The sequence below is a fragment of the Gammaproteobacteria bacterium genome, assembly GCA_013816845.1.
Classification (GTDB): domain Bacteria; phylum Pseudomonadota; class Gammaproteobacteria; order DSM-16500; family DSM-16500; genus Aquicella.
On the sequence record JACDDU010000003.1, the window covers coordinates 316,373 to 329,308 of the forward strand.

Annotated in this window: 14 protein-coding genes; 6 read left to right on the forward strand and 8 right to left on the reverse strand. The window is 37.0% G+C overall.

Annotated elements, in window-relative coordinates; genetic code table 11:
- The gene (locus tag H0W64_07390; protein ID MBA3661534.1) at positions 1-930 is read right to left on the reverse strand and encodes an amidinotransferase; all 930 of its coding nucleotides are present in this window, start codon (positions 928-930) and stop codon (positions 1-3) included.
- Positions 931-1,128: 198 nt separating this feature from the next.
- On the opposite strand from H0W64_07390, the gene H0W64_07395 reads away from it, so the two are divergent.
- On the forward strand, positions 1,129-2,430 hold the full coding sequence (locus H0W64_07395; GenBank protein MBA3661535.1) for a hypothetical protein: 1,302 nt from the start codon (positions 1,129-1,131) through the stop codon (positions 2,428-2,430).
- A gap of 1 nt (position 2,431) precedes the next feature.
- Here H0W64_07395 and H0W64_07400 read toward each other — a convergent pair whose 3' ends face one another.
- Positions 2,432-3,010 carry a hypothetical protein gene (locus tag H0W64_07400; protein MBA3661536.1) on the reverse strand — a complete coding sequence of 193 codons (579 nt, stop codon included), beginning with the start codon at positions 3,008-3,010 and terminating at the stop codon, positions 2,432-2,434.
- A 171-nt stretch (positions 3,011-3,181) separates the two neighbouring features.
- Here H0W64_07400 and H0W64_07405 point away from each other — a divergent pair, with 171 nt between their 5' ends.
- Positions 3,182-4,456 carry a glycoside hydrolase family 16 protein gene (locus tag H0W64_07405; protein MBA3661537.1) on the forward strand — a complete coding sequence of 425 codons (1,275 nt, stop codon included), beginning with the start codon at positions 3,182-3,184 and terminating at the stop codon, positions 4,454-4,456.
- Positions 4,457-4,502: 46 nt separating this feature from the next.
- Here the strand turns inward: H0W64_07405 and H0W64_07410 are convergent, their stop codons facing one another.
- Positions 4,503-5,237, reverse strand: a complete 735-nt coding sequence (locus H0W64_07410; protein ID MBA3661538.1) for a transglycosylase SLT domain-containing protein — start codon at positions 5,235-5,237, stop codon at positions 4,503-4,505.
- 210 nt (positions 5,238-5,447) lie between these two features.
- Between H0W64_07410 and H0W64_07415 the strand changes: the two genes are divergently transcribed.
- From H0W64_07415 to H0W64_07425, 3 genes are all read left to right on the forward strand, one after another.
- Complete coding sequence (locus tag H0W64_07415; protein ID MBA3661539.1) at positions 5,448-5,750, forward strand: rhodanese-like domain-containing protein; 303 nt, start codon at positions 5,448-5,450, stop codon at positions 5,748-5,750.
- A gap of 62 nt (positions 5,751-5,812) precedes the next feature.
- Positions 5,813-6,607 (forward strand): 5'-methylthioadenosine/S-adenosylhomocysteine nucleosidase, encoded by a 795-nt coding sequence (locus H0W64_07420; GenBank protein MBA3661540.1) that lies wholly within the window; start codon positions 5,813-5,815, stop codon positions 6,605-6,607.
- A gap of 26 nt (positions 6,608-6,633) precedes the next feature.
- Entirely contained in the window at positions 6,634-6,939 is a 306-nt protein-coding gene (locus H0W64_07425; protein ID MBA3661541.1) for a zinc ribbon domain-containing protein, read from the forward strand.
- Positions 6,940-6,954: 15 nt separating this feature from the next.
- Here the strand turns inward: H0W64_07425 and H0W64_07430 are convergent, their stop codons facing one another.
- The 3 genes from H0W64_07430 to H0W64_07440 form a co-directional block, all read right to left on the reverse strand.
- Positions 6,955-9,039 (reverse strand): hypothetical protein, encoded by a 2,085-nt coding sequence (locus tag H0W64_07430; protein ID MBA3661542.1) that lies wholly within the window; start codon positions 9,037-9,039, stop codon positions 6,955-6,957.
- A gap of 244 nt (positions 9,040-9,283) precedes the next feature.
- Positions 9,284-9,895 carry a hypothetical protein gene (locus H0W64_07435; GenBank protein ID MBA3661543.1) on the reverse strand — a complete coding sequence of 204 codons (612 nt, stop codon included), beginning with the start codon at positions 9,893-9,895 and terminating at the stop codon, positions 9,284-9,286.
- A gap of 177 nt (positions 9,896-10,072) precedes the next feature.
- Positions 10,073-10,546 (reverse strand): SEC-C domain-containing protein, encoded by a 474-nt coding sequence (locus H0W64_07440; protein ID MBA3661544.1) that lies wholly within the window; start codon positions 10,544-10,546, stop codon positions 10,073-10,075.
- A gap of 460 nt (positions 10,547-11,006) precedes the next feature.
- Here H0W64_07440 and H0W64_07445 point away from each other — a divergent pair, with 460 nt between their 5' ends.
- Positions 11,007-11,792 (forward strand): SDR family oxidoreductase, encoded by a 786-nt coding sequence (locus H0W64_07445; GenBank protein ID MBA3661545.1) that lies wholly within the window; start codon positions 11,007-11,009, stop codon positions 11,790-11,792.
- A 150-nt stretch (positions 11,793-11,942) separates the two neighbouring features.
- Here H0W64_07445 and H0W64_07450 read toward each other — a convergent pair whose 3' ends face one another.
- Positions 11,943-12,449, reverse strand: a complete 507-nt coding sequence (locus H0W64_07450; GenBank protein ID MBA3661546.1) for a hypothetical protein — start codon at positions 12,447-12,449, stop codon at positions 11,943-11,945.
- 77 nt (positions 12,450-12,526) lie between these two features.
- Positions 12,527-12,886, reverse strand: a complete 360-nt coding sequence (locus H0W64_07455) for a cupin domain-containing protein (GenBank protein MBA3661547.1) — start codon at positions 12,884-12,886, stop codon at positions 12,527-12,529.
- Positions 12,887-12,936 lie beyond the last annotated feature (50 nt).

The following is a 12,936-nucleotide window of genomic DNA, read 5'->3' on the forward strand; positions in this document are numbered from 1 at the left end:
TTAACTAAAAATTTCTGCAATCATACAGCGAGCACTGCCGCCCCCAATTTTTTCAATCACATCAAGTTCAAGAACAATTAGTTTGCCAAATGCTTGTAAAAGATCACGTTGATGGTCTGTAAAAGTTTGAAAAGCACTTTTGGACATCACGATCAGAGATTCTCCGGCTTTATTTTTTAATTCAATAATATTTCCCGCCATTGCTTTCATTTGTGAAGTGGAAATAATAATCACTGTGCGCCCTGATTGTTGAAGATGGTTAAGAACACGCTTTCGTTCATTTGCGTTAGAAATAGTTTCAGCAGTAATAATGACAAACCGCTTACCAATGCTCATCATTACATTAGTGTGATAAATAGGCTGTCCATCTGCAATGCTCATGAATGAAATAATTTTAAATCCAGTCTTTTTAGAAAAATCTTTTAAAATACGCGCGCTGGTTCTTGAAGATATTGCAGCATAAGCAACCTGATTAATGCGATCAAATACCATCGAACCTGTGCCTTCCAAGGCTTGATTGGTTTTTTCATAAGCCGTCAAATCAACAATCCTTTCTATCCTAACGCCGGCCTTGTTTAAGAGCTTAGAAAGGGAGCCCAGTTGCCGTTCTTCGCGACGATTTGGGGTGAACATAGGATAGAGGACAAGCAGGGATTGATGAGGGCCCACAGTATGTGTGGTAAACCAATTGTTAGGAAAAACCGCATCAGGTGTAAAGGTTGGTGGGCTAGGCAAAACAAAGACGCGTAGACCCGCTTTTTTTAATTGCGCAACAGCTTGATTAAACTCCACCCGCGCAATTTGGGTCACCTCCGCCAGAGGAAATGGATGTGCGAAAACATTCGATTCTGCAGTTTCATGATTATATTGAAAAAAATCGGGCGAGACCATGACAATGGTATCAGTGGTTTGAACTTTTTGACCCAACACGGAGGAGGCCAAAAGAAATAATCCCATTAATAAGATTATCGGCAAATTTTACAATTTCCAGTGGATAGTGTAAATTATGATTTAATATAATATCAAAAACGCAGTCTGACTCCTATTTATTAACACACCCAATTTTTTTACAGCCTCTGGCAGTTAAGGATAACAATTATAAAAATTTAACTATTTAGAGTGCATCCCATGAATATACGTGCTCCCATTTTTGCGCCCCTCGACAATCCTTCGGAAAACAAAACAATTGACTTTATTAATGGTATTTTTTGTATCATTAACAATATTGATGGGTTTCGAATAGATTCTTTAATAGAAATCCAAGAAAAATTTCAAAAAAATAATTCTCATGATAAAAGTATTCCGTTTAACAATTATATCCAAGGAAAAATAAAGGATATGGTTTGCCGTCAAGGGCTTGCTGACAAGCTTAGTGACCCAGATCAATATGATAACTTTCTCAATAATTGTGAAGGCTTGCATAAATTAACTACTTTTGAGTTAGCTATAAGGAAAGAATGTTTAGCAAAGCTAATTGATGATGTTAAATCATATGGGAAATTTTTGCGTTTCACCTCTTATGAATTAAGTGCAGTGGCCCATGTCGTTAATGATACGCTTCGTTTTTTAGAAAATTGGAAATTGGATGAGACTGAACTTGCAGAAGAAATAAAGCTCAGTATCCATAACAAAATAAAAGAGATGCAAAATGCAAGGCTTGCTATTGCAAATTGTATGAAGCTGCAGCTCGACTATCAGCGCCAGGCAAAGCCATCCAAAAAAAATGACTGGATGCATCAAATTCTTCGTAGGTATCAAGCCATTGAAAAATTGCCTCCGCACAATCTTTGGGCGGATGAATCGATCCACGAGGCATCGTTACCTTTATTTCAAACGAATGGCGATTTAAATCGTCATCAACGCTTAGTTAAAACTTACTTTAATCAATATTGTCAAAATCATGACGTGCATACGCGCAATTACACGCTCGATGAATTGGTCACTTCAGTTGAAAATGTTTTTAACCATATGAAAGATACGGCGGAGCAACTTTATACGGAAATCGTTCATCGGTATACGGATCCCGAAAACAAAATTTACGCAAATAAATACGTCCACGATGATCTTAATCAAGCAAGAGTAAAGGAATGGTCAGATGTCATTAATGAATTAAAAAAGACTCTTGAAGGAGAGCGTCATCAATATATGCATCAATGTTTTCCATTTCTTTGGCGGCATAAATTAGTTGAAAAAAAGTTAAAAGTTGATGCACTTCATCAGTTTAGCAATATGGATTCGATTAAAACTATCCAGAATAAAGCTGCAGAATTACTTTTGCAAGAAAGTGTCTGTGCAGGTCGCTTTTCTCGCACTAAGGAATTGTTACAGTTTATTAAAGATGATCGTGATCCTAAGGATTTATTCTGGCGTAATGCGTCCCATCCTTACATTTCTTATATAAGGCAGCATGCTTTTAATTGTAAGCGATAAATTAAGCGACACATTTTTTTCTCTTTGCTGGGTCATTGACTGATTGGCGTCGACTCCGTTTTAATCGGGCAATTTTGCTTTTATAATTTGACGGGGTAGCATGTAATGCTACCGTCCAAAGATGACATTGATAGGCTTCATTTCTTCCTTGCTCAATCAAATTCAATTTTAATAAATCTGCTCTGAAAGCGGTAAGTGTTTTTCCTGATAATTTTTTTTGTAACTGTGGCTCCAAAACAATTTCAATCTTTTCTTTACTAAGACGAAAGTTTCGCAAAAATACTTTATGGACTAACTGAGTTGCAGGAGTAGGTTGATAGCGTAGTGCATCAATAAAATCGGGCGCTGGATTTAATACAATGCGTCGCTCAATTTTGACTTTACCCTGTCCAAAGTAATAATGATTAATTTTTTTAAAAAACGTTTCAATGGCAGTTTTTGCTTCTTCCTTAAAAAGCGTGAAATCATTTTTGTTGAGTTTAACGAGGTTGGGTGCAGAAATAACATTAAAGTTTTGGTCTATCAACAGAGTGCTTATTGAGTAGGCTTGCGTGTTCCAGAGAAAGGCAGCAATAATCATGTGCGATTCCTTCAATGCTTTTCTTTATTATAAATTACTTCCTAACTTTTCAATTAACTACAATTAATCAGTAAGTTATAAATAGGTAATCCAGAGATTAGCGGAAACATTGATATCAATCCCACGAAGCAGTACATTGATATGTCTCATTAGTATCGAAGGAACGATTTTATGAAAACATCATATACTGCAGCTACAGCATTGCTTTTAAGCATCCTGAGCAGCGGACCTTTATCCGCTGCGCCTTGTCCTTTCAATAATCAACTCAATTGTACCGTTGCCAAAGACATTCTTAACGATCGCGCGCCCAATGGCTTACGTTATTATGCACCCACTAATTACGACCATCGTAAATCAGGTGAGATTGGTGTATTTGATGCAACATTAGTTACGCCTTATACAGATGGTGTCAACGCGCCAGGACAATTAAAGCTAACTGCCAAGCGTATCAATGCAGGGTTCTTTAAGTCCGGTGAAATTATGACGCGTGTTAATTTAGATAAACCTCCTTACAATGCGCCAACCAAAAGTGTTCCCTATACAACGAATGATATTAAACACGGTTATTTCGAAGCACGCGTGAAGTTACCTAAATGCGACACCAGTGATGATGGATTATGTCAAAATAATAAAGCGCCTCAATCTTACACGCGCGGTTTATGGCCGTCTGTTTGGTTGCTGCCAACGAAAGATACACCTTGGCCCAGCAATGGTGAAATCGATATTTTTGAAGCCTACAAGAAATCAGAAGGTATTAATGTCGGCACGGCAGCCCTGCATTTTAATGGCAATGATCCGCGTTGTGGCGGTAATGATTGCAAAGGCATCGGTATGCATTTGCCTTTTGCCGTAACGTCAGGTCCTCTTTATGAAACATTTCACACGTGGGGTTTTGAATGGCAACCTGATCCACAAAGCAACCGTGGTGGTGTTATCATGACGGGTTATTTTGACAATAAAAAACAATGGGGACCCATACGTACTGAAACTTTACCGGGTGATGGCCCTGCGGCTATGGCACGTGGTTTTAGTGATCCAAACGGTGGTTTTTACTTAATCGCAGCTTTAGCAGTCGGTGGTCCGTATTCGGGTGCACCTAATGCGCATATGCAGACAGCTACAATGTATGTGCAGAGTATTAAAGCTTATTCGGTTGGTGGTGTAACCCCGCCCGTAGGAACTTGCTTGCCACCTGCTAACATTAAGGCAACAATCACTGCAAATAAAAAACAAGCCACGTTAACCTGGGATGCCCCGGTTAATTCAGATCCAATTAGTAATTATCAAGTGAATGATTGGCTGAATAGAGTCATGTGGAAAGGCGCTGCTAAGAAGTTCGTTGATGCATCCTTACCCGGCACCAATGGTAAATTTACTTATTTTCTTTACTCAAATTGTGGCGCCAAAATGTCAAAGGGCGTTCAATATGATTTAATGATTAAGTAAAAATTATAAACCTCAGCGTACTTAGGTATGCTGAGGTTTTTTTAAATTAAAGAGCCTTTTCGTGATAAGCCAGTAATTTTGGATTATTAATAAGAATAATTGCAGCATCCAACTTTGTCATAAATCTTTTCATTTCTTTAGGCGCACTTTTGGATCGTGCTAATGTCCATGGATTATGCGAATGCACACGCTGAATGAGCCGATCAATTGCTTCATCGCCAAATTCGTAAATGAACATGGCTAAACGCCAATCATGATATTTTTCATACAATGAGCCTAATAAGACAATGGCGGCTTCAGTTGAACGCGCTGTATTCAAACGTTCATCTAATTTCGCATTAATTATTAAACCACATTCTTTTGACATGCTGGGTGAGAATTGCCAAATACCAGCCGCATGGAAAGGATGGATGGATTCATCAAGCGGACGGTATCCGGACTGAATGAGTGGTAAGGCTAATAAATAACTGGGCATAGCATTGCGTCGTAATTGCTTTTGAATATACGGTTTATAATTTTGCATCCGTTGAAGGGATGCAAGCATTTGCAAACGCGCGTCTTGATGACTACGAATAAAATTTATTTCAGCTACAACTTCTGGTGTGACATTAAATTTTAAGTGCGACATTTTTGCAATCGTGGTGATTTCTTGAGAAGTAATACGATGCGTGGGTGTTGGCGAGGGGTCCGCATGAAGAGGCGGCATGGCAAAAAAACAACTTGCCATCACGATAAGCCATCGCAATTTGGTTTGACGAAAATGTTGAGTAAAAAACCACATCGAATTTTTTTCCTTAATGAAGAGGGAGGTTATTTTGTCGCCGTTAGAGGATTCTAATGGGCTTCATAGTAATGTGATAAGAGAAAGTGTCAATCCAAACGGGCGTTTATTTAAATTCCATTGAGCGCAATCTTGATCAAGACGACTTAGTAGCCGTATGATGACGTTTCGCGAAGCCTGTCCTTTAAACTTTAAAAAAATGAGGATTACATGCAAGATTTGCTGATTACACCAAAAGAATTAAAAGATGCATTGAAAAAAAATAATAATATTCAATTGGTTGATGTGAGGACATTAGATAAACACCTTGCCTACAACATTGGGGGTTTGCATATTCCTTTAGAAGAACTATTGGTCCGTTTGAAGGAATTGAATCCCGAACTTCCTGTGGTTACTTACTGTACAGTGGGAGGTAAAAGCATGGTGGCGCTGAATATCCTTCGCGCTAGCGGGTTTAAGTCCGTGAAATCATTAGACGGCGGCATGACAGCGTGGCAAATAGATTGTGCTTGATAACTTCCAACCTGTGTTAAGTTAACCACCTCAATACGGTCCTAAAGACTAATAGGAAAATCATGGATATTCACCCCTTAACCCAGGTCGATTATGCCATTATTTCTGCCATGCCTGAGGAGCTCGCTTTTTTCCTTGAAGCATTTTCCTCCTTTCCTTCGAAAACCATGACCATCGAAGCTTTTGAATTTAAAATAGTATCGTATTACGACGCTCGTATATTAATCGTCCATACGGGTATTGGGACCGCCTTTGCCGCCAGCGTTTTTACATTTCTTCATTGTTATTTTCATCCGCGTTATTTTCTTATTGCCGGCACTGCTGGAGGAATTAAACAAGGTTTGCAACTAAATGACGTCGTTATCGTGACGGAAGCTTTTGAAGCAGAAATTCAGCATACTTTGGAATTAGCAAAAGAAACCCCTTTTGCAAATTGTGTGTTTCATCCCATCAAAAATCAAAATTTCCCTATTTTTTATCCCGCAGATGCAGAGCTTTTAGAGCTTAGTCAGGAATTAAAGATTGAAAATATAACAATTCATCGGGGACCTTTGGTCAGTTCAAATGCATTTCCTGCTCCTCTATCCCTTTTTGCTAAAATAAAACCCTTAAATCCCTATTGCATCGATATGGAAACCTCTGCATTCTACCAAACTGCTTGGCTTGTGAATGCGCGCGTTCTTGCAGTACGAGGAATTAGTAATATTTTAAATGACGATGGTACGGATGACCAATTGCAAACTTCGGATGTAAAAGGAAGTTCGTTAGCGGCAGCTCAAGTTTTATTAGCGATTCTTACAAAATCCGTAGCCTTAGATAAAAATAAAGAAGCTAAGGCACAAAGGGTTAATCATTAAAATTTAACAACAGGTGTTTAATCGTTATGCCTATTTATGAATATCAATGTTCCCAATGCAGCCACATGCTTGAAGCTTTCCAAAATATGAGCGAACAACCTTTATCAATTTGTCCTCAATGCAATAAACCTGCATTAAGCAAATTAATTTCTTCAACCTCTTTCCAGTTGAAAGGTGGCGGGTGGTATGTAACAGATATTCGCGACAAAAATAAACCTAAGGTCAAGGAAGACGGTGAAAGCGAGACAGAAGTCAAACCTGTTGAGGTTAAGGGCGATCAATCAGTTGCATCGACAGATAAACCTGCTCAATCTGATACAAGCAATGAATAGTGAAATATCCTTAACCTAGGGTTTCAAAAGAGGTTTGGCTTCCTGAACTTGAACTGCCCCTGATTTTTTTAGGGCTTTATATCTTTCTAATGGATTTGTTTTACTATAATTAAATACTGCCCATCTATCAGCAGTAATCGATAAAATATTTTTTATGCGCGTGTCGTCGGAATTTGAAAGGGGAGATTGCAATTGGGCAATTTGAAGGGCACGATTTTGAGCCGCAGTAATGATGGTTGACCAGCTTGAAGTCTTTTCATATTTATTTGCATTATCATTTTCTTGACATAAAAATTTAAAGCGATCGTCAGGTTTATCTATTTTTAAGCTGTTAACTAATCCTTCTATAAAAATAATATGGGAGCTAGAGCTAATAAAACCGAGGGCTTTGGTTTGAAAAAAAGACCGTTTCGATTGAATATTTAATTGCTTTGAATCAGACAATTGTTTTCCATAGGCTGATAATACGGTTAATTGTAGATAGCTTGCCATGATAGGGGATTTTGATAAAAAGGTATAGTTGCCTTCTGGATACAGATTCAAAAAATTTTCCAGGAAGGCAGGAATGCTTTTGATAAAATCCCTCACCATCTTAGTTAATTCCTCAGGGCCACGATTGAGTTCAATTTCTTTGATTTGCGCTAAGGAATTCCCATGCGCTAGAACAAGAAGTAAGGCAAGTTCTGGATAAAGCTTCACATCTTGAATAAGCGTTTTTAAAGAAACTGTTTTTAGGAGGACTTCTGTTAAATATAAGTTATCGGTAATATCCTCTTTATCACGAGGTGCATGGACAAAATTCCCTTGCTGAAAATTCTTTTCTTTTGTTTTATAACTAATATTATCGTCAACTAAAATACCTTCTAGTTTCTCATAATCGGGTAAAGTACTTTTGGCGGCTACAATGAAACCCCATTTAGTGTTGCCCGTCTCTTGGCCGCTGTAGGCAATATTTTTTCCCATTATTTCAGCATCTGTTTGTTTTAAAAAGGGTCGGTGTTCTCCAAAGGCTGCATCATAACCCTTAAACATTTCAGTACGTAATAGTTTTTCATCAACGAGCGCGGTTGTTAATAAGTCTTTGGTATGACGTAATAAGATTTTTTCATTTTCAGTCAAAGGAATGCGTTGCGGATTTGCAGCAATTGAATTTAATAACTCGACTACTTCTTTGGGTGAGACATCCTCAGTTTGAACAATCAATTCGTGTTTTAGCATTTGATCCCAAGCTTCATGCACCGCTATAGTTTTATCCTCCAAAATATTGTCTATAGCTTCGATGATTTTTTCTTTCCCATAGCCATAGGTAATCCGTTGAGAAGCAAGCAATGAAGGGACGTTATTTTGATGTAATATTTGCAGAGTTGCTTTAACCAATTCAATGTTATTGATATACAAACCTGTCGTGACAGAAGGAGTTGTATTATAAAAAAAGCCGGATAATGGTTTTTGTTCGGATGACTTCATTAAAAGATAAATATTATTAAGTGGACCATCGCTATCCCATAACACAAATTGCTGCTTTTTATTATTATTAATATCGGGAATGCTCAATGCAGGTTTATTTTCTTTTAGTAAAGTATAACCTGAGCCCCTCACCATCGAATTATTATCAATTTGTTTGGTGCGAGAAAATAACCCATGCATGCTTGCTGTTTCGTGTAGCGTCATCGCTAATTCTGGATCGTGTTTTACAATTAATTTTATGCGGGATAAAATTTGCTCGGCGATAATTTTGGTTATAGAGTCGTAGCCTGGTTCTTCAATTAAAACATCAGCTAATTTTGTGAGTGAATGATTGAGGTCAGTTGCACTTAAAAATGGAGTATTATTATTACCAAATATATTTTCAAATGTTGGGGCGACATTTAAAAATGCCTGACACCATGATTGAGTTAGCACATTTTCTTGCGTAGGATTTTTTAAATCTTGGATGCGTTGATTTGCTGCTTGAAAAGCTGTCGTCAGACTTTTGATGTCGTCAGATTGGGTAATATTTCCTTCTAATAGGGCTATAATGCTTGCAAGGGGTTCATGTTGAACCTCTGGTAAAAGCTTAATCTGTGTTAAATAGCCTATCGCTAACACTTTGATCGTCATTTATAAGAATCTCCGCGCCCTGTTTTAGTATAGTTTCTCTAGAAAAGAATAATCCAAAATTAAAGCAGAATGGTTGGGAAAAATTATTCGTTTTTTCAATAATATAGAAATAGGCGAGGCACGACAGCCTCCAAATATTAAGTAATTGGCACTTTTTTAAAATAAACACTATCGGATTCTTTATAATTATCGAATCAGTGAAAAATTTTTTTAAAAATAAATTTTCATCCCTAGGTAATACAGTTTAACTAGGTTTTTTGCCAGGATAGTTTTTTGATGCATGATTATTGTTGTCATTATTATTATCATCGTCATCCTTGTTGTTGTTGTTGTTGTTGTTGTTGTTGTTGTTGTTGTTGTTGATGTTGTTGTTGTTGTTGTTGTTGTTGTTGTTGTTGTTGTTGTTGTTGTTGTTGTTTTTAGAAGTGCTTGCTCCACTTTGGAATTGCCTAAAGCTACCACTGGAATTATTTTTTTTAGCCTTGGGTTGACTATTATTATTATCATCGTCTTCCCTATTGCGTGTGGGACTATTATTATCATCGTCATCCCTATTGCGTTTGGGACGCGAATTTAAAGACATAGATGGCTTGTCTTGGGGCACACGATCAGCATGATCAGGATTAGCTATGTATTTACTATTTTCATCATCGCTTCGATCTTCTCTAACATTGTTATTGTTATCATCCTCATTGTTTTCGTCGTCATTTCGCCGGGAAGCACTTATATTTTCTTCATTATTTTCTTCGTCATTATTATCATCTCGAATATCGTTTATATCTTCATTAAGATTATTGTTATTCTCATCATCATTAAGAAAATTTTTTTGCCGTGGTCTGTCTCTGCCGTTGCCCATTAGAATTCCTCTACTTCGTTAAATGCATAACTAAATTATAAGCCTAAAAATACCTTTAAATTCTTATGCAAAAAATTAAAATAATCGGATGTTGATTCAACAAGTTAAAAAAGAGGGTGGTATGCTCGAAGAAATTATTGAGATTTTAAGATATTGAATAACCTAAGATGAGGTAAGTTAAAAACAACATTTTTTATATTTTTTATTGCTACCGCAAGCGCACAATTCGTTGCGTCCTTGGGACCGGGTTTTGGTATTTATTTTAGTATCTCTGACCTGTTTGCCTTGTGTATAAAACCATACGCCCTGTTCACGCCGGAATTCGCTCTTTTCATGAATGCTTTGGAGTTGACCATTCTCTAGATAGGAAGCAATAAACTCAACAAACCCGTAGTCCAAGTGACTTCCTGAGTCTAGGATAGTTAAAGATTCCCATGTTAATTTTTTGGCCCAAGCTTTTGCTTCCTCGACGTTGAAGTTGTTGTTTGCAGGTGCTTTCATGGTGCGAGCAATGTAGTCAATATTACTTTGCGTATAAGCTGTATAACGTGAGCGCATAAGTGCTTTAGGTGTAGACGGCTTGCTAGAGCCACAAAGGAAGGGTCCACAACATTCTTCATAATTTTTCATCGAACCACAAGGACAAATCATTTTCATGCATAACCTCATCAGATCACGCATTATAACGATCAACTTACGGAATGGGTATTGTAAAGTGAATGAGAGGTTATGATAAAAATGTCCGTTCAATTTTCGATCTGCATCCCTTCCACTAAGCTTTCCATGACGGTTTAAGAATAATGGGTTGCATCAAATTTCTCAGCTTAATTCCAGGAAAGCCCACATATAATGCTTTAATCTTATACTTAACGTTTTAAGAAATAATTTTCAAAAACGCAAGTTCATAGGGTTGGGGGAAACTTTACTATCGCTTCAGTCTCGGCTTAGGCTATAGCGTGTTAACACTTTATAATGCTAACCTTTAGATTCATTTAGTTTGTCTTGTAAGCTAAGCAAAACAATCCAGGATTTAGAGCTAGGTAAATGAGATGAGCGTATTTCGATGGGCTAGCATTTGTTGTAGTTATTTAATTTATTAATAAGGTGAAGAATGAGTAAATTAGTTTTGATAACCGGAGCATCAAAAGGTATTGGTCGGGAGCTCGCGATAGTTTTTGCAAGACATCATTATTCGCTAATTCTCATCGCTCGTAATTTAAACGAATTACAAGTGTTGCAAAGTGAACTCAAAGAAAAATATCAATGTGAAGCAAAAATTCTCTCATTGGATTTAAGCGAAGTTTCTGCCGTGTCGACAATTTTGTCAACGTTTAAAGCGGAACTTCCCCAGCTTGATATTTTAATTAATAATGCAGGTTTTGGCATAGCGAAGAAATTCACTGAAATAAGCTATCAAGATGTCAATGAAATGATTGCACTTAATATCACAGCACTTACTGATCTCACTTATCAAATTTTAACTTTCATGCAAGCCAAAAAAAGTGGCAAAATTTTAAATGTAGCTTCTACCGCAGCTTATACGCCCGGCCCTTACATGTCATTATATTACGCCAGTAAAGCTTTTGTTTTATCTTTATCAGAAGGCTTATATGAAGAATATAAAAATGACGGTATTGTTGTTTCCACACTTTGCCCTGGACTCACTCGCACTTCCTTTCAGTCTCGAGCAGGCATGAAAAATTCTGTTTTAGTAAAAGGAATGTTTCCTGGGATGACGGCAAGCCAAGTGGCAGAGATTGCATATGATGATTTAGAAAAAAACAAATCTGTTATTATTACTGGCATTTTTAATAAATTGTCTGTTTTGTTAATGAAGCTAACACCGCGTTTTGTGGGTAGAAAAATAATGGCAAAATTAAATAATGAAACCAAATAAAAATATCTTTTCGATTCCGTAATACGCATGACTATCCCTGCACCATAAAGAATTATAACCGGTAAAAATCAGGAAAGAATCGAAAGGGTTGCAGGGCCCGTGCTTCATCATAAGTGATGCTCTTATTGCTGCGAAAATTATTTTAAATATTTAACAATATATAACTTCCATAAACTGACCTATTTCATCGGAACTTCCGAGGGATAAAATGAATGTATCGAGGATTGGAAGATAAGGAGTTATTAATGCGTTAGACTTGTTTACATAATCTTTATCAGTCGTATTAAGCAAAGTCATGTGCGGATCATAATATTTTTTAATGGGCATGCTTAGGACATTGGCGATAAGGTCATGCATTTTTCGTAGAGCCTCTCCTTGCTCAGGTAATAAAGCGATCCAGCAAATCGTATCGTCACATTTATAGCTTATTTTATTAAATTTCAACACGATTGAAGTGCTATCACACTGATCGATAATTTGTTTCCAAATGGTCGCAATATTATTTTCCTCAGCTTCAAAGTGGTACAAAGTAACATGGGGTAATGAACGTTCACCAGGCAAATATTCATGTGCAAGAGACGACATTTGTTGCGCTAAGGATGTCACGGCAAAACTTTTCGAAAGGGGAATTAAAGCTAAATTATATCGGTTCTTCATGCGCAACCTATTTTTTTAAAATAAAATATCATGTGAACAAAACAATCAAATGTGACAGGAGTAAAACTAACTGAAGTTTACAATTTTTCTAATGTTTGTTTCGTTAAATCATTGTCTACATTACCTGTATTTAATGTAGTTTTGGGTTCAACCAATAAAACATGAACTTCCTCTGCAGCAATGGGTAAATGTTCAATCCCCTTTGGTACAATTATAAATTCACCTTCTTCTAGTTGCACATCTTGATCCCGAAAGCGTAATAACAACGATCCTTTTACAATATAAAAGAGTTCATCTTCATGCTCATGTTGGTGCCAAACAAATTCACCTTTGAATTTAGCTAACTTAATATAATTTTCGTTCAACTCACCCACAATTTTGGGCGACCAATGATCGGAAAATTGTTTGAATTTGTTATGTAAATTTACTTTTTCCATGTCATTCTCCTAAGTTTATCTGAGTCTCTTGATGAGCACGAGATGGATCA